The sequence below is a fragment of the Pseudoxanthomonas sp. genome (assembly GCF_051953815.1).
GTDB lineage: Bacteria > Pseudomonadota > Gammaproteobacteria > Xanthomonadales > Xanthomonadaceae > Pseudoxanthomonas_A.
This window is the reverse complement of the sequence record NZ_JBQCIJ010000033.1, coordinates 42,928-69,363: the sequence shown is the minus strand read 5'-3', so window position 1 is coordinate 69,363 and position 26,436 is coordinate 42,928. Positions and strand designations below refer to the sequence as shown.

The 26,436-nt window shown below is 67.7% G+C and carries 23 protein-coding genes, 1 tRNA gene and 1 pseudogene; 14 read left to right on the top strand and 11 right to left on the bottom strand.

Annotated elements, in window-relative coordinates:
- Window positions 1-22: 22 nt before the first annotated feature.
- The 3 genes from rnt to ACTHN1_RS08245 are packed head-to-tail and all read left to right on the top strand — an operon-like array spanning window position 23 to window position 1,788.
- On the top strand, window positions 23-646 hold the full coding sequence (gene rnt, locus ACTHN1_RS08255) for a ribonuclease T (RefSeq protein ID WP_440470471.1): 624 nt from the start codon (window positions 23-25) through the stop codon (window positions 644-646).
- A gap of 48 nt (window positions 647-694) precedes the next feature.
- A complete protein-coding gene (locus ACTHN1_RS08250) occupies window positions 695-1,276 on the top strand; it encodes a methyltransferase family protein (RefSeq protein WP_440470470.1) in 582 nt (193 codons plus the stop codon).
- Complete coding sequence (locus ACTHN1_RS08245; RefSeq protein WP_440470469.1) at window positions 1,276-1,788, top strand: O-acetyl-ADP-ribose deacetylase; 513 nt, start codon at window positions 1,276-1,278, stop codon at window positions 1,786-1,788. Before ACTHN1_RS08250 ends, ACTHN1_RS08245 begins: the two co-directional genes overlap by 1 nt.
- Before the next feature lie 3 nt (window positions 1,789-1,791).
- Here the strand turns inward: ACTHN1_RS08245 and rhtA are convergent, their stop codons facing one another.
- On the bottom strand, window positions 1,792-2,685 hold the full coding sequence (gene rhtA, locus ACTHN1_RS08240; protein ID WP_440470468.1) for a threonine/homoserine exporter RhtA: 894 nt from the start codon (window positions 2,683-2,685) through the stop codon (window positions 1,792-1,794).
- Between the two features lie 120 nt (window positions 2,686-2,805).
- Between rhtA and ACTHN1_RS08235 the strand changes: the two genes are divergently transcribed.
- A complete protein-coding gene (locus ACTHN1_RS08235) occupies window positions 2,806-3,345 on the top strand; it encodes a helix-turn-helix domain-containing protein (protein WP_440470467.1) in 540 nt (179 codons plus the stop codon).
- 19 nt (window positions 3,346-3,364) lie between these two features.
- Here ACTHN1_RS08235 and ACTHN1_RS08230 read toward each other — a convergent pair whose 3' ends face one another.
- The 3 genes from ACTHN1_RS08230 to rnr all read right to left on the bottom strand — a co-directional run bounded on the left by ACTHN1_RS08230 (window position 3,365) and on the right by rnr (window position 7,878).
- On the bottom strand, window positions 3,365-4,564 hold the full coding sequence (locus ACTHN1_RS08230; protein ID WP_440470466.1) for a DmpA family aminopeptidase: 1,200 nt from the start codon (window positions 4,562-4,564) through the stop codon (window positions 3,365-3,367).
- Window positions 4,565-4,598: 34 nt separating this feature from the next.
- Window positions 4,599-5,342: a 23S rRNA (guanosine(2251)-2'-O)-methyltransferase RlmB gene (rlmB, locus tag ACTHN1_RS08225; protein ID WP_440470465.1), complete on the bottom strand. Its 744-nt coding sequence runs from the start codon at window positions 5,340-5,342 to the stop codon at window positions 4,599-4,601.
- 103 nt (window positions 5,343-5,445) lie between these two features.
- A complete protein-coding gene (gene rnr / locus ACTHN1_RS08220) occupies window positions 5,446-7,878 on the bottom strand; it encodes a ribonuclease R (RefSeq protein ID WP_440470464.1) in 2,433 nt (810 codons plus the stop codon).
- 95 nt (window positions 7,879-7,973) lie between these two features.
- Here rnr and ACTHN1_RS08215 point away from each other — a divergent pair.
- The 4 genes from ACTHN1_RS08215 (at window position 7,974) to ACTHN1_RS08200 (ending at window position 11,588) form a co-directional block, all read left to right on the top strand.
- Window positions 7,974-8,058, top strand: a tRNA-Leu gene (locus tag ACTHN1_RS08215).
- 134 nt (window positions 8,059-8,192) lie between these two features.
- A complete protein-coding gene (locus ACTHN1_RS08210; protein WP_440470463.1) occupies window positions 8,193-8,570 on the top strand; it encodes a carboxypeptidase-like regulatory domain-containing protein in 378 nt (125 codons plus the stop codon).
- A 115-nt stretch (window positions 8,571-8,685) separates the two neighbouring features.
- Window positions 8,686-10,929, top strand: coding sequence for a DNA topoisomerase IV subunit A (gene parC, locus ACTHN1_RS08205; protein ID WP_440470462.1), 2,244 nt, complete (start codon window positions 8,686-8,688; stop codon window positions 10,927-10,929).
- A complete protein-coding gene (locus ACTHN1_RS08200) occupies window positions 10,929-11,588 on the top strand; it encodes a thiopurine S-methyltransferase (RefSeq protein WP_440470461.1) in 660 nt (219 codons plus the stop codon). Before parC ends, ACTHN1_RS08200 begins: the two co-directional genes overlap by 1 nt.
- A 56-nt stretch (window positions 11,589-11,644) precedes the next feature.
- On the opposite strand, the gene bfr is transcribed toward ACTHN1_RS08200, so the two are convergent.
- The 7 genes and pseudogenes from bfr to map form a co-directional block, all read right to left on the bottom strand.
- Window positions 11,645-12,130, bottom strand: a complete 486-nt coding sequence (gene bfr, locus ACTHN1_RS08195) for a bacterioferritin (protein WP_440470460.1) — start codon at window positions 12,128-12,130, stop codon at window positions 11,645-11,647.
- Window positions 12,131-12,226: 96 nt separating this feature from the next.
- The gene (asnB, locus tag ACTHN1_RS08190; RefSeq protein WP_440470459.1) at window positions 12,227-13,900 is read right to left on the bottom strand and encodes an asparagine synthase B; all 1,674 of its coding nucleotides are present in this window, start codon (window positions 13,898-13,900) and stop codon (window positions 12,227-12,229) included.
- A gap of 297 nt (window positions 13,901-14,197) precedes the next feature.
- On the bottom strand, window positions 14,198-15,337 hold the full coding sequence (dapE, locus tag ACTHN1_RS08185) for a succinyl-diaminopimelate desuccinylase (RefSeq protein WP_440470458.1): 1,140 nt from the start codon (window positions 15,335-15,337) through the stop codon (window positions 14,198-14,200).
- On the bottom strand, window positions 15,334-15,705 hold the full coding sequence (locus ACTHN1_RS08180; RefSeq protein WP_440470457.1) for a Spx/MgsR family RNA polymerase-binding regulatory protein: 372 nt from the start codon (window positions 15,703-15,705) through the stop codon (window positions 15,334-15,336). Before ACTHN1_RS08180 ends, dapE begins: the two co-directional genes overlap by 4 nt.
- Before the next feature lie 103 nt (window positions 15,706-15,808).
- Window positions 15,809-16,636: pseudogene (dapD, locus tag ACTHN1_RS08175) on the bottom strand (2,3,4,5-tetrahydropyridine-2,6-dicarboxylate N-succinyltransferase); the annotation flags it as partial.
- Window positions 16,637-16,692: 56 nt separating this feature from the next.
- Window positions 16,693-19,329, bottom strand: a complete 2,637-nt coding sequence (glnD, locus tag ACTHN1_RS08170) for a [protein-PII] uridylyltransferase (RefSeq protein ID WP_440470456.1) — start codon at window positions 19,327-19,329, stop codon at window positions 16,693-16,695.
- Window positions 19,326-20,120: a type I methionyl aminopeptidase gene (map, locus tag ACTHN1_RS08165; protein WP_440470455.1), complete on the bottom strand. Its 795-nt coding sequence runs from the start codon at window positions 20,118-20,120 to the stop codon at window positions 19,326-19,328. Before map ends, glnD begins: the two co-directional genes overlap by 4 nt.
- Before the next feature lie 321 nt (window positions 20,121-20,441).
- Between map and rpsB the strand changes: the two genes are divergently transcribed.
- From rpsB to frr, 6 genes are all read left to right on the top strand, one after another.
- Complete coding sequence (gene rpsB / locus ACTHN1_RS08160) at window positions 20,442-21,242, top strand: 30S ribosomal protein S2 (protein ID WP_440470454.1); 801 nt, start codon at window positions 20,442-20,444, stop codon at window positions 21,240-21,242.
- 132 nt (window positions 21,243-21,374) lie between these two features.
- Complete coding sequence (gene tsf, locus ACTHN1_RS08155) at window positions 21,375-22,253, top strand: translation elongation factor Ts (RefSeq protein WP_440470453.1); 879 nt, start codon at window positions 21,375-21,377, stop codon at window positions 22,251-22,253.
- 189 nt (window positions 22,254-22,442) lie between these two features.
- On the top strand, window positions 22,443-23,936 hold the full coding sequence (locus ACTHN1_RS08150) for a sensor domain-containing diguanylate cyclase (RefSeq protein WP_440470452.1): 1,494 nt from the start codon (window positions 22,443-22,445) through the stop codon (window positions 23,934-23,936).
- Window positions 23,937-24,045: 109 nt separating this feature from the next.
- A complete protein-coding gene (pyrH, locus tag ACTHN1_RS08145) occupies window positions 24,046-24,771 on the top strand; it encodes a UMP kinase (RefSeq protein ID WP_440470451.1) in 726 nt (241 codons plus the stop codon).
- Window positions 24,772-24,871: 100 nt separating this feature from the next.
- Window positions 24,872-25,789 (top strand): cation diffusion facilitator family transporter, encoded by a 918-nt coding sequence (locus ACTHN1_RS08140; RefSeq protein ID WP_440470450.1) that lies wholly within the window; start codon window positions 24,872-24,874, stop codon window positions 25,787-25,789.
- 87 nt (window positions 25,790-25,876) lie between these two features.
- The gene (gene frr, locus ACTHN1_RS08135) at window positions 25,877-26,434 is read left to right on the top strand and encodes a ribosome recycling factor (RefSeq protein ID WP_440470449.1); all 558 of its coding nucleotides are present in this window, start codon (window positions 25,877-25,879) and stop codon (window positions 26,432-26,434) included.
- Window positions 26,435-26,436: the final 2 nt, after the last annotated feature.

The following is a 26,436-nucleotide window of genomic DNA, read 5'->3' as shown; positions in this document are numbered from 1 at the left end:
GCGCTCTGCTACCCTGTCGCGCATGAACGCCGCCGAGTTGCCCGCCACCACCCCCATGGCCCGCCGCTTCCGCGGTTATCTGCCGGTGGTGGTGGATGTGGAAACCGGCGGTTTCGACTGGAATCGCCATGCCCTGCTGGAACTGGCGGCGGTGCCCATCGAGCTCGACGAAAACGGCCTGTTCCTGCCCGGACAGACCGTGAGCGCGCATCTGCATCCCGCGCCGGGACTGGAGATCGATCCGAAGTCGCTCGAAGTCACCGGCATCGTCCTGGATCATCCCTTTCGTTTCGCCAAGCCCGAGCGCGAGGCGCTGGATCACGTGTTCGCCCCGATCCGCGCGGCGGTCAAGCGGCATGGTTGCCAGCGCGCGATCCTGGTCGGTCACAACGCGCACTTCGATCTCAATTTCCTCAATGCCGCCGTCGCCCGGGTGGCCCACAAGCGCAATCCGTTCCATCCCTTCAGCGTGTTCGACACGGTGACCCTGGCCGGCGTGGCCTACGGTCAGACCGTGCTGGCGCGCGCGGTGCAGGCCGCCGGGTTCGAATGGAGCGCCGAGGACGCGCACTCGGCGGTATACGACGCCGAGCAGACCGCGCGGCTGTTCTGCAAGATCGCCAACGCCTGGCCCTCGCCGGTCTGACCCCCGTCCGCGAGACAGCCGGCCCTTCCTTCCCAGCCGGAGCACGCGATGTACGAAGCAATCCTGAGTTGGCTGCACTCTCTGGCCTGGCTCGCCTTCCTGGTGTACTGGATCGTCAGCGCGCTCGGCACCAAGCGGGTCGCCCGCGCGGAACCCCTATGGCTGCGCCTGGGCGCCTACTGGCTGCCACTGGCGCTCGCGATGGTGTTGCTCGGGCCAGGCGAATGGTTCGGCGACAGCCCGCTGCAGGAGCGGTTCATCCCGAAGAGCCCCGGGGTCAAGACCCTCGGCCTGCTGTTGACGATTGCCGGCATCGCGCTGGCCTGCCATGCCCGGCAGTTGCTCGGACGCAACTGGAGCAGCGAGGTGCAGATCAAGCAGGACCACGAACTGATCCAGGCCGGCCCGTACCGCTACGTGCGCCATCCCATCTACAGTGGCCTGCTGCTGGCCATCCTGGGCACGGCCCTCAAGGTCGGCGACTGGCGCGGCCTGCTGGCCCTGGCCATCGTCACCGCATCCTTCTGGTACAAGCTGCGCCATGAGGAGCGCTGGCTGCGCGAGCAGTTCGGCGAGCCCTACGCCGCCTACCAGCGGCGCACATCGGCGCTGATTCCCGGCCTGCTCTGATGCGCACCCGCCTCGAGATCCGCGAGGCCGACATCACCACCCTGGCCGTGGATGCCATCGTCAACGCGGCGAACAGTTCATTGCTGGGCGGCGGTGGCGTGGACGGCGCGATCCATCGCGCCGCCGGACCGGACCTGGTCGCCGAATGCCGCCTGCTGGGAGGCTGCCGGACCGGTGACGCGAAAATCACCGGCGGCCATCGCCTGCCGGCGCGCCATGTCATCCACACGGTGGGTCCCGTCTGGCGTGGCGGTGACCATGAGGAGGCGGCATTGCTGGCCTCCTGCTACCAGCGCAGCCTGCAACTGGCACGGACGCATCGTCTGCGCAGCATCGCGTTTCCCTGCATCAGCACCGGCATCTTCGGATTTCCCGCCGAGCCGGCCGCGCGCATCGCGGTGGATACCGTCCACCGCGAGCTGGACCAGGACCCGGTGCTGGAGCGCGTCGTCTTCTGCTGCTTCTCGGCGGACGATGCGGCGATCTATCAACGCCTGCTTCCTTCCGGCTGAGACTCAGCCCTCGCCGCTTCCGGGCTCGCGCACCGGCGCCTGCGCGGTCATCGCGGTGCCGGCGGAGGCCAGGATGATCGCGCCGATCGCCAGCCACTGCAGTCCGCTCAGCTGCTCGTGCAGGAACAGCAGTCCGGACAACGCACCGAACGCCGGCTCCAGGCTCATCAGCATGCCGAAGGTGCGCGTCGGCAGGCGCGTCAGCGCGACCATCTCCAGGCTGTAGGGAATCGCCGTGGACAACAGCGCCACGCCCAACGCGATCGGCAGCAGCGCCGGTGACAGCAGATCGGTACCGGCGTGGGCGATGCCGAACGGCACCGCGACCGCAGCGGCGATGATCGAGCCCAAGGCCACCGTCTGCGGGCCGTGCTCGGCGCCGGCCTTCTGCCCGAACAGGATGTACAGCGCCCAGCACAGGCCCGCGCTCAGCGCATAGGCCATACCCAGCGGATCCAGTGTCTGGCCCTGCCCCTTCGGCAGCAGCAACAACAATCCGGCCACCGCCAGTCCGACCCAGGCGACATCACGCAGGCGGCGCGAGCCGAACAGCGCCACCGCCAGCGGGCCGGTGAACTCCAGCGAGATCGCGATGCCCAGCGGGATGGTTTCCAGCGCCTTGTAGAACAGCAGGTTCATCAGGCCCAGCGAAGCGCCGTAGACCAGCAGCGCCGGCCATTGCGCGCGCTCCACCCGCACCCGCCAGGGCCGGAACGCCACCGCCAGCAGCACGGTCGCCACGCCCAGGCGCAGCGCGGTCGCACCCGCGGCCCCCACCGCCGGGAACAGGCTCTTGGCCAGCGAAGCGCCGAGCTGGATCGAGGCCATCGCGATCAGCAGCAGGCCGATCGGCAGCCACAGGGGCGAATGGAAGGAGGAAGTACGAACGGTGTTCACGGCGGGACCTGCGTGCGACGCCGCGTCCTGCGGTGGACGCGCTTGAGGGGAGGAGTTTGGTGCACTATATTGCACAGTGGCAGCTTAACCGCTGTGCAATATAGTGCGCAATAGAACCGCATGAGCGTCCTGGAACACGTCGCCGAAAACGTCCGTCGCCTGCGCCAGGCCGCCGGCCTCAGCCAGCAGGCGCTGGCCGACGCCTCGGAGGTCAGCCGGCGCATGCTGGTCGGCATCGAATCCGGCGACGCCAACGTCAGCCTCAATACCCTGGACCGCATCGCCGAAGCGCTGGGAGTCAAGTTCGCCGATCTGGTGCAGGCGCCGAGCGGCGCCGGCCGCGACCGCATCGAGGCGCTGGCCTGGAGCGGCCAGGACCCCGCCTCGCAGGCGGTGCTCCTGGCCAGCGTCCCGGCCCGCGGCGAAGTCGAGTTCTGGTCGTGGATCCTGATGCCGGGCGAGCGCTACACCTCGTTCGCCGATCCCGCCGGCTGGCACGAGATGTTCTACGTCATCGAGGGTTGCCTGACCCTGGAGCTGCCCGAAGGCGAGCGCCGGATCGATGCCGGTGATTTCTTCGTGTTCCCCAGCGATCGCGACTATGCGTACCGCAACGACGGCGACGCCCCGCTGCGCTTCGTCCGCAACGTGGTGCACTGAGCCGGTCTGGACATCCGCGTCAGCGCGGACGGATGCCGTGTTTCGCCAGGATCGCGCGCACGCGATCCAGCGGAATCGCCTCGATCGTCCGGCCGTTGCCCTGCGTGGTGGTGGCCATGAACAGCGAGTTGTAGATCGCTTCCTCGACCGCCTCGGTGGTGGCCTGGAACACCGCGCTCATCTCGTCGTTCGCCAGTTCCGTGGTGGTACGGCGCGGTTCGCCGAACGGGCGGCGTACCGACTCGGCGGTGGAGAACGCCAACGCGTAGTCGCCGCTGCCGTTCGACGCCGAACTGCCGGTCCGGCCCAGGCCCATCATCGCGCGCGAGGCGACCCGGCCGAGGTTGCGATCGCCCAATGGCGCGTCGGTGGCGATGACGATGATGATCGAACCGTCGCCGCGATCGTCCGCCAGGCCCGGCCGGGACCGGTTCGACGCGACCGCCTCCTGGAAGGCGAAGCGCTCCAGCTCGCGGCCGACCGGCGCGCCCTGCACCTGCAGCACGCCGCCGAAGTTGCTCTGCACCAGCACGCCCACCGTCCAGCCGCCCAGCGACGCCGGCAACACCCGCGACGAGGTGCCGATGCCGCCCTTCCAGCCGAAGGCGACCGTACCGGTGCCGGCGCCCACGCTGCCTTCCCGCACGGGTCCGCCGCTGGCGCCGGTCAATGCCGCGCGCACCGCCTCGGCCGTCATCGGGCGGGCCCGGATGTCGTTCAGCCCGCCATCGTTGGTCTCGCCCACCACCGGATTGATCGACTGCACCTGCTGCATGTCCGGCTGTTCCAGCAACCACGCGGCCATCGCATCCGCCGCCTTCCACACGCACAGCGTGCAGGTCAGCAGGATCGGGGTTTCCAGTTCACCCAGTTCGTTGACCTGGGTGGCGCCGACGAACTTGCCGAAGCCGTTGCCGACATGCAGCGCCGCCGGCACCCGCGAACGGTAGGCGTTGCTGCCATGCGGCAGTATCGCGGTGACGCCCGTGCGCACGCGGTCGCCCTCGCTCAGGGTGACCTGCCCCACCCGCACGCCGGCCACGTCGGTGATCGCGTTGTGGGAACCGGTGGGGAAGATGCCAGGCGCCACGCCGAGTTCGCGGGCGCGGACACGCTCGCCGGATTGCGCCGATGCGAGACCGGCGACAATCGAGGAAAGAAGAACCGTGGCCACCAGCCACGGAAGCAGGGAATGGAAGGCGCGCAGTGATGTCGTCATGCGCGCCATCCTATGCCGTCCCCGGCGGTCGGGGCTACAGCCGCTGGCGAACCGCCTCGAACAGGGTGACGCCGGCGGCCACCGACACGTTGAGACTCTCGATGTCGCCCGGCATCGGAATCTTCACCAGGCCATCGCAATGCTCGCGGGTCAGGCGACGCAGACCATCGGCCTCGCCGCCGAGCACCAGCGCGACGTTGCCGCGCAGGTCGGTGGCATACAGGGACGCGTCGGCCTCGCCGGCCAGTCCGTAGATCCACACGCCCTGCTTCTGCAGGTCGCGCAGGCAGCGCGACAGGTTGGTCACGGCCACCACCGGGATGCGATCGGCCGCGCCCGCCGAGGTCTTGCGCACAGTCGCGTTGACGGTGGCCGACTTGTCCTTCGGGATCACCACCGCGGTGACGCCGGCCGCCGCCGCGCTGCGCAGGCACGCGCCCAGGTTGTGCGGGTCCTGCACGCCATCCAGCACCAGCAGCAACGCCTTGCCCTCGGCGGCTTCGACCAGCCCTTCCAGTTCGCCCTCGTCCCAGGTGCGCGCGGCCGCGTAGCGGGCGGCGACGCCCTGGTGGCGCACGCTGCCGCCCACGCCATCCAGCGCCTGCGCGGTCACCCGCCGCACTTCGATGCCCTTGCGGCGCGCGTTCTCTTCAATCTCGGTCAGGCGGGCATTCTTGCTGCCGCCCTCGACCAGGACTTCGCGCACGTGATCGGCATCGTTCTCGATGGCCGAAGCCACCGCGTTGACGCCGACGATCCATTGGTTCTGTTTGCTCATGGGTTGATTGCGATTCGGAATTGGGGATTGGAGATTCGGATTCGTCCTGGCGGATCCGTGGCAAGCCACCCGTCCCCCATCCCGAATCACGAATCCCGGTGGTTCAGTACGCCTGTTTCTTGCGCCGGGCGGGCTGGCCGCGCGACGGCGGCGCCGGCACGTCCTTCTCCGCCTTGTCCTCGACCAGGCGGAAGTCGATCTTGCGTTCCTCCAGGCTGGCCTTGAGCACGATGATGCGCACGCGATCGCCCAGCCGGTACTGCTTGCCGCGGCGTTCGCCGGACAGTGTCTTGCGGACCGGGTCGAAGTGGTAATAGTCGTGCGGCAACTGGGTGACGTGGACCAGGCCGTTGACCTTGGACTCGTCCAGCTCGACGAACAGCCCGAAGCTGGTCACGCCGCTGATCACGCCATCGAACTGGCCACCGATGTGCTTCTCCATCCACGCCGCGCGGTAGCGCTCGTCGACCTCGCGCTCGGCCTCGTCGGCGCGGCGCTCGCGCTCGGAGCACTGCAGGGCCAGCGCGGCCATCTCGTGTGGCGGGTACAGGTACTTGTCCGGCTTGCCGCCCTTGAGCGCGTACTTGATCGCACGGTGCACCAGCAGATCTGGATAGCGCCGGATCGGCGAGGTGAAATGCGCATATGCCTCCAGCGCCAGGCCGAAGTGGCCGACGTTGTCCGGCGAGTACACCGCCAGGCTCTGGCTGCGCAGCAGCACCGATTCCAGCAGCGCGGCATCGGGCCGCTCGCGGATCTTCTTCAGCAGGCGGGTGAAATCGCGCGGCTGCACCTTGCCCCACGGCGGCAGGCTCAGCTTGAATTCCTTGAGGAACTCCAGCAGGTCCTCGAACTTGGACTCCGGCGGCTTGTCGTGGATGCGGTACGGCGCGGGGATATGCTTCTGCAGCAGGTACTTCGCCGCTTCCACGTTGGCGGCGATCATGCATTCCTCGATCAGCTTGTGGGCGTCGTTGCGCTGGAGCATCCCGGCCTGGGTGACCTCGCCGCGATTGTCCAGCACGAACCGGACCTCGGACGATTCGAACTCGATCGCGCCGCGCTGCTGGCGCGCCTTCGCCAGCACCTGGTACAGCTGGTGCAGGCGTTCCACCTGCGGCAACTGCGCGCCGACCTGCCGCCTGGCTTCCTCATCGTCCAGGCCCACCGCGTTCCAGACCTGGGTATAGGTCAGGCGCGCGTGCGAATTCATCACCGCTTCGTAGAACTTGGAACGGGTGACCTGGCCGTCATGATCGATCTGCATGTCGCAGACGAAGCACATGCGGTCGACCTTCGGGTTCAGCGAGCAGATGCCGTTGGACAGCGTCTCCGGCAGCATCGGCACCACGAAACCGGGGAAGTACACCGAGGTGGCGCGCTTCTGCGCCTCGTCGTCCAGCGGCGTACCGGGACGGACGTAGTGCGAGACGTCGGCGATGGCAACGATCAGGCGGAAGCCGGTGCGGTTGGCTTCGCAGTAGACCGCATCGTCGAAATCCTTGGCGTCCTCGCCGTCGATGGTGACCAGCGGCACCGCGCGCAGATCCACGCGGCCGTCCAGCATGCCTTCTTCCACCACCAGCGGCACGGCGGTGGCCTCGGCCAGCACCTCCGGCGGGAACTCGTGGGGAATGTCATGGCCATGGATGGCCGCCTCCACCACCAGCGAAGGCGTCAGCTTGTCGCCCAGCACCGCCAGCACCCGGCCGATCGGAGGCCGGCGCGCGTCCGGCGGCTGGGTCAGCTCACAGACCACCAGCTGCCCGTCGCGCGCACCCTGGGTGGCGTCCGGCGGAATCTGCACGTTGCGCTGCACGCGCTTGTCGTCCGGGGCGACGTAGGCGATGCCGGCCTCGAAGCCGAAGCGTCCGATCAGGCGGGTGAGCCGGTGCTCCAGCACGCGGGCGATGCTGCCTTCGCGCCGGCCGCGGCGATCGATGCCGGTGACGTTGGCGAGCACGCGATCCCCGTGCATCACCTTGCGCATTTCATAGGGCGGCAGGAACAGATCGTCGCCGCCGGCATCCGGACGCAGGAAACCGAAGCCATCCGGATTGGCGATGACCACGCCCGGCACCAGATCGGTCTGCTGCACCGGGGCATAGCCGCCGCGACGGTTCTGCACGACCTGGCCGTCGCGCAGCATGGCCGACAGGCGCTTGCCCAGCGCTTCGAAGCGATCCGGCGCGGTCAGGCCCAGCCGGGCGGCGATGTCCTCGGCGATCTGCGGACCGTCCGAGGCCTCCAGCAGCCCCAGGATGGCCTCGCGGCTGGGAATCGGATTGTCGTAGCGCGCGGCTTCGCGCGCCGCGTGGGGATCGCTGAAGGAGGACGCACCACGCGCCGCGGGCCGCGGGCCGCGGGCGGGCGACGGTTTCGGCGCCCCGGCCTTGCCGCGCGACGGTGGCAGGTCCGGCATCCAGGGCGGCAGCGACGCCTTCTTGCGCGCACCGCCGGGGGCGCCTGCCGTACTTCCCCTGCCGCCTTTCGCGGACGCGGACTTGCCGCCTTTCTTGCTTATGTTTTTGCTCATGCGGTCATGGTACACCCCGCCTGAATGCCGGCCGTGAGAAAACAACCGTTGACAAAGTCCGGCATCCCCCCCAAAATTCGCGGCCTGCACACCTCGCCCAGGTGGCGGAATTGGTAGACGCACTAGTTTCAGGTACTAGCGGGTAAAACCGTGGAGGTTCGAGTCCTCTCCTGGGCACCACTGCAAAACGGCGGAATCCGCCGACACAAAACCCCGCTCCGGCGGGTTTTTTTGTGCCTGTAACCATGACTTCCGCCACTGTCGCGGAAACCCGCCGGCACGGGAATTTGCGCCTTCCTCATGGAGAGAAGGGCATGACCACAGCATCCGGCAAGAAGGCAGGCACGCTCGCTTCGGTTTTGGCGCTCCTGCTGGTGTCGTTCACCGCCACCGCCCAGCGCGCCGACGGCAACATCAACGGCGACGCCGCGCCCGGCGACAAGGTATATGTCAGCAACACCGGCACCGGCCTCAAGCGCGAAGCCGTGGCCGATGAAGAGGGCAAGTACCGATTCCGCTCGCTGCCCCTGGGCACTTATCAGGTGAAGATTGTCCGTGGCGAGGAAAACGTCCTCAACGCGACCGTGACCCTGCGTCCGGGCGGTACCGCGCGGCCGCCGACGCCGGAACCCGGTTCGCCCGAGGAAGGCGGCAGTCCGCCGGCCGCGGCAGCGCCCCCCGCAGGCGGCTGACGCGCCACGGTTTCCCGGAAGGCCCCGCATCGCGGGGCCTTTTCTTTGCGGCATGGAACGGGCCGTTGACCGGTAGAATTGCCGGATTGGAACAAACCGCAGACCGACGCAACCGATGAGCGACACCATCCGCACCTCCTTCCACGGCTTCGAACAGATCCCCCTGCGCGAGTACGCCGAGCGCGCCTATCTGGACTACTCGATGTACGTGGTGCTGGACCGCGCCCTGCCCTTCATCGGCGACGGACTCAAGCCCGTGCAGCGCCGGATCATCTATTCGATGAGCGAGCAGGGACTCAACGCCGCCTCCAAGCCGAAGAAGTCCGCGCGCACCGTCGGCGACGTCATCGGCAAGTACCATCCTCACGGCGACAGCGCCTGCTACGAGGCGATGGTGCTGATGGCGCAGCCGTTCTCCTACCGCTATCCGCTCATCGAAGGCCAGGGCAACTTCGGTTCGCCGGACGATCCCAAGTCGTTCGCGGCCATGCGCTACACCGAAGCCAAGCTGACCCCGATCGCCGAAGTCCTGCTCGGTGAGCTGGGCCAGGGCACCGTCGACTGGACGCCCAACTTCGACGGCACCCTGGAAGAGCCGACCTGGATGCCGGCACGCCTGCCGCATCTGCTGCTCAATGGCACCACCGGCATCGCGGTCGGCATGGCCACCGACGTGCCGCCGCACAACCTCAACGAAATCGTCAGCGCCTGCATCCGCCTGATCGACGACCCGGACGCCACCGTGGCCGATCTGTGCGAGCACGTGCGCGGTCCGGATTACCCCAGCACCGCCGAAATCATCACCCCGCTGGCGGATCTGCGCGCGATGTACGAAACCGGCAACGGCAGCGTGCGCGCCCGCGCAACCTACGCCAGGGAAAACGGCAACCTGGTCATCAACGCGCTGCCCTACCAGGTCTCGCCGTCCAAGGTGATCGAGCAGATCGCCACCCAGATGCGCGCCAAGAAGCTGCCCTGGCTGGAGGACATCCGCGACGAGTCCGACCACGCCAACCCGGTGCGGGTGGTGCTGATTCCGCGCTCCAACCGGGTCGACATCGAGCAGTTGATGGGCCACCTGTTCGCCACCACCGACCTGGAGAAAAGCTACCGGGTCAACCTCAACATCATCGGTCTGGACGGACGCCCGCAGGTCAAGAACCTGAAGACCCTGCTGACCGAGTGGCTGAGCTTCCGCTACGACACCGTCACCCGCCGCCTCAAGCACCGCCTGGAAAAGGTCGATCGCCGCCTGCACCTGTTGGAAGGCCTGCTGATCGCCTACCTCAACCTGGATGAGGTCATCCGCATCATCCGCACCGAGGACGAGCCCAAGGCCGCGTTGATTGCCCGGTTCAAGCTGACCGACGATCAGGCCGACTACATCCTCGACACCAAGCTGCGCCAGTTGGCGCGCCTGGAGGAAATGAAGATCCGCGGCGAACAGGATGAACTGGCCGCCGAGCGCGAGAAGCTGCAGTCGATCCTGGAATCCAAGACCCGGCTGAAGAAGCTGATCAAGGACGAACTGACCGCCGACGCCAAGAAGTTCGGCGACGCCCGGCGCTCGCCGCTGGTGCAGCGCGAAGCCGCGCAGGCGCTGGCCGAAACCGATCTGGTCGCCTCGGAGCCGATGACCGTGGTGTTGTCGGAAAAGGGCTGGATCCGCGCCGCCAAGGGCCACGACGTGGAGGCCGGTTCGCTGTCCTATCGCGAAGGCGATGGCCTGCTCGCCGCGGTGCGCTCGCGCAGCACCCAGCAGGTGGCGTTCCTGGATTCGGAGGGCCGCAGCTACTCCACCAGCGTGCACACCCTGCCCTCCGCGCGCGGCAACGGCGAGCCGTTGACCGGCCGCTTCTCGCCGGCGCCGGGTGCCTCGTTCCAGGCCCTGGCCAGCGGCGACAACGACAACCGGCTGGTGCTGGCGTCTTCGCACGGCTACGGCTTCGTCACCCGTTTCGAGAACCTGACCGGACGCCAGAAGGCCGGCAAGGCGATGTTCAACCTGACCGCCGGCGCGCGCGTGCTGCAACCGGCGCCGGTGTCCAATCCGGAGACCGACAGGATCGTCGCGGTCACCAGCGCCGGTCATCTGCTGGCGTTCCCGATCAGCGAACTGCCGGAGCTCGACAAGGGCAAGGGCAACAAGATCATCGACATCCCGAAGGCCAAGCTGGGCACCGAGCGGGTGGTCGCCATCACCGCGGTGTCGCCGGGCAACACCCTGCTGGTGCGCAGTGGCCAACGCACGATGTCGCTGTCGTTCAAGGATCTCGACGCCTACCTCGGCGCGCGCGCCACCCGTGGCGGCCTGCTGCCGCGCGGCTGGCAGAAGGTCGACGGCCTCGGGGTGGAGTGATGCGGCCGGAGTTCTGGCTGGAACGCTGGCGCGAGGGTCGCATCGGTTTCCACCGGGACGCGGTGATGCCGCTGCTGGTGCAGTACTGGCCGGCGGTCGCGGCGCCCGCGGGAAGCCGCGTGTTCGTGCCGCTGGCCGGCAAGTCGCTGGACATGATCTGGCTGGCGGCGCAGGGACATCCGGTGCTGGGCGCCGAACTGTCGTCGCTGGCCGTCGAACAGTTCTTCGCGGAAAACGGGCTGCATCCGCGGATCACCGAAACACCGGCGGGCCGCCTGCACGCCGCCGATGGCATCGAACTGATGCTGGGCGACGTGTTCGATCTGGACGCTGCCACGCTGGCCTCGTGCGAGGCGGTGTATGACCGTGCCGCGCTGATCGCGCTGCCCCCCGACCTGCGCGCCCGCTATGCGGACGAGGTCTATGGTCGCCTGCCGATCGGCTGCCTCGGCCTGCTGATCACGCTCGAATATCCGCAGCCGGAAAAGGACGGCCCGCCCTTCTCGGTCGAGGAAGCCGAAGTCCGGCGCCTGTTCTCGAAACGCTGGGACATCGAGCTGCTCGAGCGCCGCGACATCCTGCCCCACGAGCCCGGCTTCCGCGCCGAAGGCGTGACCGCGCTGCACACGGTGATCTATCGCCTGCGCAAGCACGCCTGAAAAACAGACACCCCGGCGTCACCGCCGGGGTGTCGGGTACTCTCCTCGCGGAAAACTCACTCCGAGGAGGATTTCTCGGCCAGGCGCGCGGTCAGGTAGTTCTCCAGTCCGATGCGCTTGATCAGGCCCAGCTGCTGTTCCAGCCAGTGCGCGTGATCTTCCTCGGTGTCCTTCAACTGCGTCTGCAGGATCCCGCGGCTGACGAAGTCGCCGTGCCGCTCGCACAGCGCCACGCCCTTGGCGAGGTTGGCGCGCACTTCGTACTCCACTTCCAGATCCCGCTGCAGCATCTCCTCGACGGTGCGCCCGGCCACGAAGGTGGTCGGGCTCATGTCCGGCTCGCCCTCCAGGAACAGGATGCGGCGCAGCAGGGCGTCGGCGTGTTCGGTTTCCTCCTGCATTTCGTGATCGATGCGCTGGTAAAGCGACATCAGTCCCATGTCCTCGTAGCGACGGGAATGGATGAAATACTGATCACGCGCGGACAGCTCGCCACGCAGCAACTGCTTGAGGTAATCGACGACTTCGGGATGGCCTTTCATGGGTTCAGCTCCTTGCAACTGCGCGCATGATGCCCGAACCCGGGCACCGGTGTTCTAATCGGAATCAGTCGCACTCGCAGCCGCCTTCGCGGCTCGTCACAGGGCCGCGTTGTGCACCCCCGCCACCGCCCGGCCGGACGGATCCGCCGCCGCCGCGAAGCTGGCGTCCCAGGCGATGGCCGCCGGCGAGGAACACGCGATCGACTTGCCGCCGGGAACCGTTTCCGCGCAGGCCTGGCCCGGATAGAAACGCTCGAACAGGCCGCGGTAGTAATACGCTTCCTTGGTCTGCGGCGGGTTGATCGGGAAGCGCTTGTCGGCCGCGGCCAGTTCGCGGTCGCTGACGTGCGCCTCGGCATGCGCCTTCAGGCCATCGATCCAGCCATAGCCCACGCCATCGCTGAACTGCTCCTTCTGCCGCCACAGGATCGAATCCGGCAGGTAGCCCTCGAACGCCTCGCGCAGCACCGCCTTCTCGATGCGGCCCTTGCCGGCCATCTTGTACTGCGCGTCCATCCGCATCGCCACGTCGAGGAACTCCACGTCCAGGAACGGCACGCGCGGCTCCACGCCCCAGGCCATCATCGACTTGTTGGCGCGCAGGCAGTCGTAGTTGTGGAGCGCATCCAGCTTGCGCACCAGCTCCTCATGGAATTCGCGCGCGTTCGGCGCCTTGTGGAAGTAGAGATAGCCACCGAAGATCTCGTCCGAGCCCTCGCCCGACAGCACCATCTTCACCCCCATCGCCTTGATCCGGCGCGCCAGCAGGAACATCGGCGTGGAGGCGCGGATGGTGGTGACGTCGTAGGTCTCGATGTGGCGGATCACTTCCGGCAACGCATCCAGGCCTTCCTCGAAGGTGTATTCGAAGCCGTGGTGCACGGTGCCCAGCGCCTGCGCCGCCACTTCCGCCGCGGCCAGATCCGGCGAGCCCTTAAGGCCGATGGCGAAGGAATGCAGGCGCGGCCACCAGGCCTCGGAGCTGTCGTCGTCCTCCACCCGGCGACGGGCGAAGCGCGCGGCCACCGCCGCCACCAGCGAGGAGTCCAGGCCGCCGGACAGCAGCACGCCGTACGGCACGTCGGTCATCAGCTGGCGATGCACGGCGCGCTCGAAGGCCTCGCGCAGTTCCTGGCGGGTGACTTCCACGCCCTGCACCGCGTCGTATCCGCGCCACTGCTTGCCGTAATACGGCTTCAGCTCGCCGGAGGCGCTGTCGTAGTAGTGTCCCGGCGGGAACTGCGCCACGTCCGCGCACAGATCCGCCAGCGCCTTCATCTCCGAAGCCACGCACAGGCGGCCTTCGCGATCGTGGCCCCAGTACAGCGGACACACGCCGATCGGATCGCGCGCGATCAGGAAGCGACGGGCCTCCACGTCCCACAGCGCGAACGCGAAGATGCCGTTGAGGCGGTTGAGGAACGACTCCGGGGTGTCTTCCCGGTACAGCGCGTTGATCACCTCGCAGTCCGAACCGGTCTGGAAAGCATACGGCTGGCGCAGTTCCTTCTTCAGTTCGCGGTGGTTGTAGATCTCGCCGTTCACCGCCAGCACCAGGCCGCCGTCGGCCGAGCGCAACGGCTGCGAACCACCGGCGGGATCGACGATGGCCAGGCGCTCGTGGACCAGGATGGCGCCGTCATCCAGGTGGACGCCGCTCCAGTCCGGGCCGCGGTGGCGCTGTCGCTGCGATAGTTCGAGCGCCTGCCGGCGCAGGGCGGTGCCGTCGTCACCGGCCTGCAGGCCGAAGATGCCGAAGATGGAACACATGGGAGACTCCTGGAAATGGGTGTATGGATGAGGGAGGACTGACAAGCGGGCGAAAAAAAACCCGCATCTCGCGATGCGGGTTTTCTGTGTCCGGCTGGTACTTCTATGCCTAGTCGCAGACCCGCAGCGTCCACGCACGATTATTCGCACGCGCATTGTTGCGGCGGTTCGAATTGTTCGCGGCGGCGGTGGTGGCGAGACGAGGCATGGAGGCGACCCTAACCGGTCCCGACCAGCTTTGGCAAGCCCCTGCCGCGCGGATTTTCACGGTTTCAATCGCAACCATTGCCGGACCACTCAACCGGCGGCCGGCAGCAGCAGCCGCTCCAGCAGCCGCTGGTACAGCCCCGGAAGCACTTCCAGATCGGCCAGCGCGATGTTCTCGTCGACCTTGTGGATGCTGGCGTTGACCGGGCCAATCTCGATGCATTCCGCGCCCAGCGGGGCGATGAAGCGCGCGTCGGAGGTGCCGCCGGCGGTGCTTTCCTCGGGCGGCTCGCCGGAGAACTCGGCCAGCACCTGGCGCGCGGTGGCGCGCAGATGGCCTTCCGGGGTGTAGAACGGCTCGCCGCCACGGTGCCAGTGGATGCCGTAGTCCAGCGCGTGCCGGCGCAGCACCGCTTCGATCTCCTCTTCCAGGCGCGCGGCGGTCCAGCTGGGATTGAAGCGCAGGTTGAACACCAGCTTCAGTTCGCCGGGAATGACGTTGCTGGCGCCGGTGCCCGCGTTGATGTTGGAAATCTGCAGGCTGGTCGGCGGGAAGGTTTCATAGCCGTCGTCCCAGGTCCGCGCCGCCAGTTCCGCCAGCGCCGGCAGCGCCTTGTGGATCGGATTGAGCGCCTTGTGCGGATAGGCCACGTGGCCCTGCACGCCGCGCACGCTGAGCGTGCCGGTCAGGGTGCCGCGACGGCCCACGCGCAGCAGATCGCCGAGCTTTTCCTTGGAAGACGGTTCGCCGGTGATGCACCAGTCGATGCGCTGGCCGCGCTCGCGGAAGGTCTCGGCCACCAGCTTCACGCCGTCCAGCGCATCGCCCTCCTCGTCCGAGGTCACCAGCAGCGCGACCGTGCCGGGATGATCGGGATGCGCGTCGACGAAACGCTCCAGCGCGATCGTGCAGGCGGCCACGCTGCATTTCATGTCGGCGGCGCCGCGACCGTACAGCACGCCGTCGCGCATGGTGGGAATGAAGGGATCGCTGGCCCAGGCCTCCAGCGGGCCGGGCGGCACCACATCGGTATGACCCAGCAGCACCAGTACCGGCGCCCCCTGCCCGTGCGTGGCCCACAGATTGTCGACATCGCCATAGCGCAGCGACTCGCAGCGGAACCCGGCGGCGGTCAGGCGCGTGGCCAGCACCTGCTGGCAGCCGGCGTCATCCGGGGTGACCGAGTGGCGGCGGATCAGTTCACTGGAAAGCTCGACGACATCGCTCACTTGCCGACTCCGAACAGCTTCTTGAAACCATTGTCACTGAAGCCCTGTGAAAACACGGTTCCACCGTCCTCCTCGCGCACCACCACCGGCCGGCGGATCAACTGCGGATACTCCTTGAGCAGCAGCTTCCACTCCGCTTCCGAGCCTGGCGATTTGCGGTTCTCCGGCAATTGCCGCCAGGTCGTGGAAGACTTGTTGATCAGGCTGTCCCAGCCTCCCGCCTGCTCCGCCCATCCCGTCAGCACTTCCGGCGCCTGGCGGTTGTCGCGGTAGTCGACGAAGGTGTGGGCGACGCCGAAGCGGTCCAGCCACCTGGTCGCCTTCTTGCAGGTATCGCAGTTCTTCAATCCATACAGGGTCGTGGTCATGCTCGGTCCTTGTCATCGCCGCGCAAGCGCAGGATTGCCTGCATGCCGTGCGCGGCGGAAAGGCGGGCGGGCGCCATCCGCGCCCGCCCGCAACGGAAGCTGGTCAGTCGGCCAGGCCGCGCAGCAGTTCGTTCACGCTGGTCTTGCTGCGGGTCTTCTCGTCGACCTGCTTGACGATCACCGCGCAGTACAGCGAGTGCGAACCGTCCGCGGCCGGCAGCGAACCGGACACCACCACGCTGCCCGGCGGCACGTAACCGTAGGTGATCTCCTTGGTCATGCGGTTGTAGATGCGGGTCGACTGGCCGATGAACACGCCCATGCCGATCACGCTGTGGTGGCCGACCACCACGCCTTCGACCACTTCCGAACGCGCGCCGATGAAGCAGTGGTCCTCGATGATCGTCGGCGAGGCCTGCAGCGGTTCCAGCACGCCGCCGATGCCGGCTCCGCCGGACAGATGGCAATGCTTGCCGACCTGCGCGCAGGAGCCGACCGTGGCCCAGGTATCGACCATGGTGCCCTCGCCCACGTAGGCGCCGATGTTGACGAAGCTGGGCATCAGCACCACGTCCTTGCCGAAATGGCTGCCACGGCGGGCGATCGCGCCCGGCACCACGCGCACGCCCAGCTTGCGGAAGTCGGCCTCGTCGAACGCGCCGAAGCGCGCTTCCACCTTGTCCCAGAACGGCGCGGGATAGGCCTCCACCAGTTCCATCTCGTTGACCCGGAAGTACAGCAGCACCGCTTTCTTCAGCCACTCGTTGACCTTCCAGCCGCCTTTGCCATCCGGTTCGGCGACGCGCAGCTTGCCGCTTTCCAGGCCATCGATGGCGCGCTCGACCGCGGCGCGGGTGGAGCCCTCGATCTCGACCGTGGTCAGCTCGGCGCGGCGTTCGAACGCGCTCTCGATGGTCGACTTCAGTTCTTCGGTGGCGGTGGCTTTCTTGGGGCTCATCAATCCGGATTCCTTGGGGGAAGTTTTCGTCAGTGGGTTTCCAGCCCGGCGCGCAATGCCTCGCGCAGGGCGTGTTGCTGTTCTTCCGACGCCAGCGGCATGTCGCCCTCGTCGGTGATCTGGAAAATGTCCTCGGCGCGTTCGCCGAAGGTCGCGATGCGGGCATCGTGCACGCGCAGTCGCTGCGCGCGCAGTACCTGGGCCATGTCCGAGAGCAGTCCGGGGCGATCCGGCGCGATCAGGCTGAGCACGGTGCGCCGCCCGTCCGGCGTGCGGCCGAACTCGATGCGTGGCGCGAAGCGGAAATGCCGGAGCTGGCGCGGCAGCGCCCGGCGCGAGGTGCGTACCTTTTCCAGATTGCCGGCCAGGGCGACGCTGAGGCCGTGTTCGACATCGGCCGGATCGCGGGTGGCGTAGCTGTCGGCAGGCAGCACCTCGAAGGTATCGAACACCGTGCCCTGCGGCCCCACCAGCACCCGCGCCTGGTGGATGGCGTAACCCATGCGATCGAGCGTGGCCAGGATCGCGGCGAACAGGCCGTCGCGATCCGGCGAATGCACGAACACCTCCATCGCATTGGCGTCCTCGGCGATCAGCCGCGCGCGCACGCGGGTCTCGCCCGGCCCCACCCCGCGCAGCGCCTCGGCCTGCCAGGCGAGCTGTTCCGGGCGGAAGCGCAGGAAACTCTCCTCCGGCATCGCCGCGAACAACGCATCCGCGTCGGCATCGTCGATGGCATGCAGGCGCAGCAGCACGCGCACCGACTCGCGCGCCTCGGCCAGGCGCGCGTCGACGTCGACCGGAAACTCCAGGCCCTCGCGCAGCACCCGCCGGGTGGCGAAATAGAGATCCGCCAGCAACCGATCCTTCCAGGCGTTCCACAATTTCGGACTGGTGCCGGCGATGTCGGCGCAAGTGAGCAGGTACAGATAATCCAGACGCTCGCGATCACCGATCAGGCGGGCGAACGCATGGATCACGTCCGGATCCGAAATGTCCTGCTTCTGCGCGGTCACCGACATGCGCAGGTGCTGCTCGACCAGCCAGGCCACCAGTTCGGTGTCGGATGCGCTGAGGCCATGCACGCCGCAGAACTCGCGCGCGTCCACCGCGCCCAGCTCGGAATGATCGCCGCCGCGTCCTTTTGCGATGTCATGGAACAGTCCGCCCAGCAGCAGCAATTCCGGCTTGCGCAGGCGCGGCCAGACTTCATGGGCGATGGAGAAACGCTCGTCGGCGCGTCCGGAGGCGAAGGTGGAGAGATTCTTCAGCACCATCAGGGTGTGCTGATCCACGGTGTAGACGTGGAAGAGATCGAACTGCATGCGCCCGGATACCCGCGCGAACGCCGGCAACCATTGCCCCAGCACGCCCAGGCGGGCCATCCGGGTCAGCGTTTCCACCGCGCGCGGCCCGCGCAGCAGGCCCATGAAGGCGTCACGTTGCGCGGCGGTCGCCGCCGGATACGCGGTCAGCTTCGGCAGCGCCTCGGCCAGGGCGCGCGCGGTCAGCGAATGCAGGCCACGCACCTGCGGCTGCGCGGCCCACATCGCGAACAGCGCGAACACCTGCGACACATCGCCCTGCGGCCAGGCCGGATCGCGCGCGGCCAGGTAGCCACGACGCAGCGCGAACGCGTCGTCCAGCGGTTCCGGCAACGCTTCGCCGTCGAACTGTTCCTCGAACCGCTGCAATAGGCGATCACCGATGCGGCGGACGATCGCGGCGCTGCGGTAGAAACCCTGCATCATCTTCTCGACGCCCAGGTTCTCGGCGTCATCGACGAAGCCCAGGCGCTGCGCGAGCGTCTTCTGGAAATCGAAGCGCAGGCGTTCCTCGGGGCGACCGGCGATCAGATGCAGGCCATAGCGCAGGCGGCCCAGCGCGCGGCGCTCGCGTGCCAGCGCCGCGGCTTCGTCCGGTCCCAACTGGCCCATGCCGACCAGCGGCTCCAGATCGCGCACGCCGAACGTCCGCAGCGCCATCCAGCCCAGCGTGTGCAGATCGCGCAATCCGCCGGGACCATCCTTGATGTTGGGTTCCAGGTTCTCCGAGGTGTCGCCGAAACGCGCGTGGCGGGCACTCATCTCCTCGCGCTTGGCGAGGAAGTAGTCCCGCGCCGGCCACACCCGCGCGGCCGACACCGCGTCGATCAGGCGCGCCTCGTCGACCGGCTCGGCCACCACCGGCCGCGCCTCGATGAGCGCGGTCAGCACGGTCTGGTCGGCCGCGGCTTCGGTGCATTCGACGGCCGAGCGCACCGCGTGGCTGATCGGCAGGCCGGCATCCCACAGCAACGCGAAGAAACGCGCCAGCGCGTCATGGTGGCGCGTCTGCTGGGGACCTTCGGCCAGCACCAGCAGGTCCACGTCCGATTGCGGAAACAGTTCACCGCGGCCATAGCCGCCCACGGCGAACAGCGCCATCAGGCTGTCGGCGGGGATGCAGCGCCGCCAGGCATCGATGAGCAGGTGATCCACGCCACGCGCGCGCAGCGCCAGGATCCGGTCCATGCCGTCGCCGTGATCGAAGCGCTTGCCCAGCCGCGCGTCGGTATGTCCAAGCGCGGCGCGCGCGGCGGCCGACCAGGCGCCATCTTCCGCGGCGCCAGGGCCGATTCCGGTCAGCCGCGCGGGAGAATCAATCGCGGCCTGCGGGATGCTCACAGGTCGTTGTCGTCGCCGGGCAGGCGGGTCAGGATCTCGACGCCGTTCTCGGTCACCGCCACGGTGTGTTCCCACTGCGCCGAGAGCTTGCGGTCCTTGGTGACCACGGTCCAGCCATCGGGCAGCACCTTGGAGAAGCGGGTGCCTTCGTTGATCATCGGTTCGATGGTGAAGGTCATGCCCGGCTTCAGCACCACGCCATCGCCGGGACGCCCGTAATGCAGCACCTGCGGCTCGTCGTGATAGACCTTGCCGATGCCGTGGCCGCAGTACTCGCGCACCACGCTGAAGCGCTCGGCTTCGGCGTACTGCTGGATGGCGTGACCGATGTCGCCCAGGGTCGCGCCCGGGCGCACCGCGCGGATGCCGCGGAACATCGCCTCGCGAGTGGTGTCCACCAGCCGCTTCGCCATCACCGAGGGGGTGCCGACGAAATACATGCGGCTGGTGTCGCCATGCCAACCGTCCTTGATGACGGTCACGTCGATGTTCAGGATGTCGCCGTCCTTCAGGACCTTGCCCTCGCTGGGCATGCCGTGGCAGATGACGTTGTTGACCGAAGTGCACACCGTCGACGGGAACGGGATCCGCCCGTGGCCGCCGCCATAGCCGATGTTGGCCGGAATGGCCTTCTGCACGTTGACGATATGATCGTGGCAGATGCGGTCCAGTTCGGCGGTGGTCACGCCCGGCTTCACATGCGGGGCGACGATCTGCAGGACCTCGGCGGCCAGCCGGCCGGCGACGCGCATCTGCTCGATTTCTTCGGGGGTCTTGAGGGTGATGGCCATGGCCGCGATTATCGCCGATTTCGCCCCCCTTTGAGCGCCCGGGCGGGGGTCTGTTGCCGGCAACTCATTGTTCCCGCTATACTTCCTCGGCTCGGCTGGACCCCGTCCATCCAGGCTGCCCACGCCGGGCGTCACCGGCGAATCCACACCTGCTGCCAACCTCCGTGCCGGGGTGCCTGAAAATTCCTTTGGGATCATTCCCTTAGGTGTCGAAGGTTCGGACACGGAAGCCGCAGGGAGGCCCAACCCCGGAACCCTGCCCTCGCGGGCAACCGCCTTCCCATTCCCGGCGGCCGGTTCCACGTTCATGGAGTTCATGCAATGCCCCAAGTCACCATGCGCCAGATGCTGGAAGCCGGCGTCCATTTCGGCCACCAGACCCGCTACTGGAACCCCAAGATGGCGCCGTACATCTTCGGTGCACGCGGCAAGATCCACATCATCAACCTCGAGAAGACCGTTCCGCTGTTCAACGACGCGATGAACTTCCTCTCGGGCGTGGCCCAGAAGCGCGGCACCGTGCTGTTCGTCGGCACCAAGCGCAGCGCGCGCGAAGCCATCAAGGAAGAAGCCGAGCGTTGCGGCATGCCGTACATGACCCAGCGCTGGCTGGGCGGCACCCTGACCAACTTCGCCACCGTGAAGAAGTCGGTCGCCCGCCTGAAGGAACTGGAAGCCGCCGAAACCGACGGCACCTTCGAGAAGCTGGTCAAGCACGAAGTGCTGGGCCTGCGCCGCGAGCGCGAGAAGCTGGAAGCCTCGCTGGGCGGCATCAAGGACATGAACCGCCTGCCGGACGCCCTGTTCGTCATCGACATCGGCCATGAAGACATCGCCATCAAGGAAGCCAAGAAGCTCGGCATCCCGGTGATCGCGGTGGTCGACTCGAACTACGACCCGGCCCTGGTCGACTACGCCATCCCCGGCAACGACGACGCCATCCGCGCCGTGCAGCTGTACGCCCGCGCCGCCGCCGACGCCGTGCTGGAAGGCAAGGCCGCTTCGCCGAACGCCGCGACCGTCCGCGAGGAAGAGTTCGCGGAATCGGACGAGGAAGGCAAGGGCCGCCGCGCCCCGGCCAAGAAGGCTGGCAAGAAGGCCGACGAAGCCGCCGCCGAGTAATCGCGCTGCAATGCCGCCGCGCCACAGTGCGCGGCGGCATCCGATGCCTGCAGGCGGGCGCTGACCCGCCTTTGTTCAATCCGTCGGCGGGCTCCGCCCGCCCAACGAAATCCGCAAATCTGAGGTAATCCCGTGGAAATCACCGCTTCCCTGGTCAAGGAACTGCGCGAGCGCACCGGCGCCGGCATGATGGAGTGCAAGAAGGCGCTCACCGAGAACAACGGCGACATCGACGTGGCCGCCGAGTGGCTGCGCAAGTCCGGCCTGGCCAAGGCCGACAAGAAGGCCGATCGCGTGGCCGCCGAAGGCCGCATCGCGGTCGCCCAGGACGGCAACAAGGCCGTGTTGGTGGAAATCAATTCCGAAACCGACTTCGTCGCCAAGGACGGTAACTTCGTCGGCTTCACCGACGCCGTCGCCAAGGCCGCTCTGGCCTCCGGCGCGGCCGACGCCGAAGCCCTGAAGGCCGCCAAGCTGCCTTCCGGCGAAACCGTCGAGGAAACCCGCGCCGCCGTCATCGCCAAGGTCGGCGAAAACGTGCAGGTCCGCCGCCTGGTCCGCGCCGACAGCAGCAACAACGTCGCGGCCTACGTGCACGGCGGCCGCATCGGCGTGCTGATCGAGGTCAAGGGCGGCGACGCCGAACTGGCCCGTGGCCTGGCGATGCACGTGGCGGCGATGAATCCGCCCTACATCAAGGCCTCCGACGTGCCGGCCGACTTCGTGGCCAAGGAAAAGGAAATCGAGCTGGCCAAGATGTCCGAGAAGGACAAGGCCAAGCCGGCCGAGATCCTGGAGAAGATCATCAGCGGCAAGATCGCCAAGATCGTCAACGAGGTCACCCTGTACGGCCAGCCGTACGTGCTGGACACCAACCAGACCGTCGAAGCCGTGCTGAAGGCCGCCGGCGCCGAAGTCGTCAGCAGCCAGCGCCTGGCCGTGGGCGAAGGCATCGAGAAGGTGGTGGAAGACTACGCCGCCGAAGTGATGAAGCAGGCCGGCCTGGCCTGATTTCCTCCTTCACGGAGCATCGGAAAAGCCGCGGGAAACCGCGGCTTTTCTGTTTTTTTCGACGGCAACGCCCCAGGCCGCTTCCGGCCGCGGATCGAAATCGCCTCTAAACTTCCGCGTCGCCCGGCCGATAGCGAGGCGAGGGTGGCAGGAACGCCACCACCATAAGACAAGGTCCAGCCGCGCGCGATGCGAGCCGAACTCGAAGCCAAGCTTTCCTGCTGCCGCGATCTGCCCTCCCCGCCCGGGGTGGCCCTGCGGATACTCGCGCTCGCGCGGGATCCGGACGTGGTGATGGCCACGGCCGCCGACACCATCGGCCTGGATCCGGCCCTGACCGCGCGCATGCTGCGCATCGCCAATTCGCCGTTGTACGCCAGTCGCCGCCGGATCGAGAACCTCAGCCAGGCGCTCACCCTGCTGGGCCTGAATGCCACGCTCACCCTCGCGCTCGGCTTCACCCTGGCGTCGGGCATGCGCTCCCGACAGCACGGCGACGAGCAACACGAGGAGAAGATCTGGCGCCGCAGCGTGATCGCGGCGCTGGCCAGCCGCCTGCTGGGCGAGCGGACCGGACAGCGCCGGCTGGAGGAACTGATGCTTGCCGGCCTGCTGCAGGACATCGGTGTCCTCGGCCTGCTGCAGCTCGATCGCAAGGGCTATGGCGCCCTGCTCGCGGACAGTCCCGACAATGCCGTCCTGCGCGAACGGGAACTGCAGAAGTTCGGCAGCGACCACGCCGAAGTCGGCCACTGGATGGCCCGTCACTGGAATCTGCCGCCGCTGCTGCAGGATGCCATCCGGGTCAGCGAATCGCCGGCTCCGCTGGAATCGCCGTTCGACGCCTGCGTGGCGGTATCCGGCTACCTGGCCGATCTCTGGATGCAGGAGGACGCGGACGCGGCCCGCCTGCGCGCCCTGGAGGCCGCGCGTCTCCATCTTTCCCTGGACGTGGCCGCGGTCGACGGGGTCATCGAGCAGATGGGCCAGATGCTGCCGGAGATCGCCACCATGTTCGAGGTGCGCATCACCCAGCCGCGCCGCATCGCCGCGCTGCTGCAGGAAGCCCGCGAACTGCTGGTGCTGCGCAATCTGCGCGAGATCCAGGACGCCGCGCGCGCGCGCAAGGACGCGGACGAGTTCGAACATCGCGCCCAGCGCCTGGCCGAGGAGGCGCGTCGGGATCCGCTCACCGGGGTCTACAACCGCACCCAGTTGGAAAGCGTGCTCGAGAAGGAGTTCGAAACCTCGTCCCGGCATGGCTGGCCGCTGTCGATCGCCTTCGTCGATCTCGACGATTTCAAGAAGATCAACGACGGCTGGGGCCACCTGGTCGGCGACCAGGTGCTGCGCAGCTTCGCCTCCACCCTGCAACAGCACCTGCGCAGCAGCGACATCGTCGCCCGCTACGGCGGCGAGGAATTCCTGATCGTCCTGCCCGGCACCGACGAACGCGCGGCCCTGGGGGTGATGCGCCGCATCCTGGCCGAGGTCGGCCAGGCGCCGATGACCCGGGTGGAGGGGCGCCCCCTTCACGTGACCTTCTCCGCGGGCTTGGCCACGCACGGCGCGCTGGAACAGTTCGCCCACGTCGACCAGCTCCTGCAGGCCGCCGACGAGGCCCTCTATGGCGCCAAGCGCGAAGGCCGCAACCGGGTCGTGGCGGGCCTGGTCGAGGACTGAACACCACGCGGCGCCCCGTCGAGCACGGCCGCCGGACCGGCAGCGCCTGACGGGTTGCGGTCCGCTCGGCTAGAATTGCTTCGTTTGCCCACTCGCCGAGAACTCCCCCATGTCCGCACCCCTCGCCTATCGCCGCATCCTGCTTAAACTTTCCGGCGAGGCGCTGATGGGATCCGAAGACTACGGCATCGATCCGGTGGTGATTGGCCGGATTGCGCGTGAAATCATCGAGGCACGCGACGCGGGCGCCGAAATCGGCCTGGTCATCGGCGGCGGCAACATCTTCCGCGGCGCCGGCCTGGCCGCCGGCGGCATGGACCGGGTGACCGGCGACCAGATGGGCATGCTGGCCACGGTCATCAACGCGCTGGCCATGCAGGACGCGCTGGAAAAACTCGGCGCCAAGGTCCGGGTGATGAGCGCGATCAAGATCAACGACGTATGCGAGGACTACATCCGCCGCCGCGCCGTCCGCCACCTGGAAAAGGGCCGCATCGCGATCTTCGCGGCAGGCACCGGCAACCCGTTCTTCACCACCGATTCGGGCGCGGCCCTGCGCGCGATCGAGATCGGCGCGGATCTGCTGCTGAAGGCCACCAAGGTCGACGGCGTCTACGACAAGGATCCGAGCAAGCACGCCGACGCCAAGCGCTATGACCAGCTGACCTATGACGAAGTCATCGCCCGCGATCTGCAGGTGATGGACACCGCCGCGTTCGCGCTTTGTCGCGACAGCGACGTGCCGCTGCGCATTTACGATCTGTCGGCTCCCGGCAACCTGATGCGCATCCTGCGCGGCGAGAACATCGGCACCCTGGTGAAGGGCCGCGGCTGACGCCGCGTCGCCGCTCCGCGCGGCCCCGATCCCGAATCCCGGATACCGAGTCCCTTCGCTGTAATAGTGTCCGCCGCGAGTGCGCGGCACCCTGTGCGGCATGGGACATTCACACGGCTCGCACGCACACGCGCATGGTTCGGCCACCCGGACCTTCGCGCTGGTCACCCTGATCAACCTGGCGTTCACCGCGCTGGAAGCGGGGTACGGTTTCTACACCAACTCCCTCGCGCTCCTGTCCGACGCCCTGCACAACCTGGGCGACGTGCTGGGCCTGGGACTGGCCTGGGCCGCCGCCGCGCTGGCGCGCCGGGCTCCCACCGAGATTCATACCTACGGCTGGCGGCGGGCGACCCTGCTGTCGCCGCTGGCCAATTCCATCCTGCTGATGGTGTTCTCCGGCGCGCTGGGCTGGGAAGCGGTGCGCCGTTTCAGCGCGCCCCCGCAGATTCCCGCCACCCCGGTCATCGTCGTGGCCGCCATCGGCATCGTCATCAACCTGGGCGCCGCCTGGCTGGTCAAGGATGGCCATGCCCATGACCTGAACAAGCGCGGCGCCTTTCTCCACCTGATGGCCGACGCGGCCGTATCGGCGGCGGCGGTGCTGGCCGGCTTCGGCATGCTGGGCTTCGGCTGGGCCTGGCTGGACCCGCTGACTGCGCTTCTGATCGGCGTGGTCATCGCCGTCGGCACCTTCGGCCTGCTGCGGGACAGCTTCAACGCCGCCATGGATGCGGTGCCGCCGAGCATCGACCAGGCCGAGGTCCAGGCTTTCCTGGCCGGCCAGCCCGGGGTGCATGCGGTGCACCATCTGCACATCTGGCCGCTGGGCGCGGGTGAAATCGCCCTGACCGCGCATCTGGTGCGACCTGAAGGCGAGGACCACGACGTCTTCATCGACGCCACCCTGCATGCGCTGGACGAACGGTTCGGCATCAACCATGCGACCCTGCAGATCGAGCGCGGCAGCCAATGCGGACATGATCTGCATGATGCCGCACCGCACCATTCGCACTGAACCGGCCCCCGCCCGGCCGCCACGGAGTCCGCAAAGGTGCCCGGAACGCCTATAATCGGGCGTTTAACGATTGCCACGGGACCCGTGATGCTCAACGACATCAAGAAAGACGCGCAGGCGCGCATGACCAAGAGCATCGAGGCCTTGCGTCACACTCTGATCAAGGTCCGCACCGGCCGCGCCTCGACCGCCCTGGTCGAGCACCTGAAGGTCAATTACTACGGTTCCGACGTGCCGCTGAGCCAGGTCGCCACCGTCGCCGTCTCCGACGCGCGCTCGCTCACGATCACGCCGTGGGAAAAGCAGATCGTCGGCGCCGTCGAGAAGGCCATCCTGGCCTCCGACCTGGGCCTGACCCCGAACACCGCGGGCACCACCATCCGCCTGAACCTGCCCGCCCTGACTGAAGAACGCCGCCGCGAACTGTCCAAGGTCGTACACGGCGAGGGCGAGGACACCAAGGTGGCGATTCGCAACATCCGCCGCGACGCCAACCAGCAGGTCAAGGATCTGCTGAAGGAAAAGCAGATCACGGAAGACGAAGAGCGGCGCGCGGAAGAAGAGATCCAGAAGCTGACCGACAAGTCGATCAAGGACGTCGACGACGTGGTCAAGGCCAAGGAACAGGAACTGATGGCGGTCTGAGG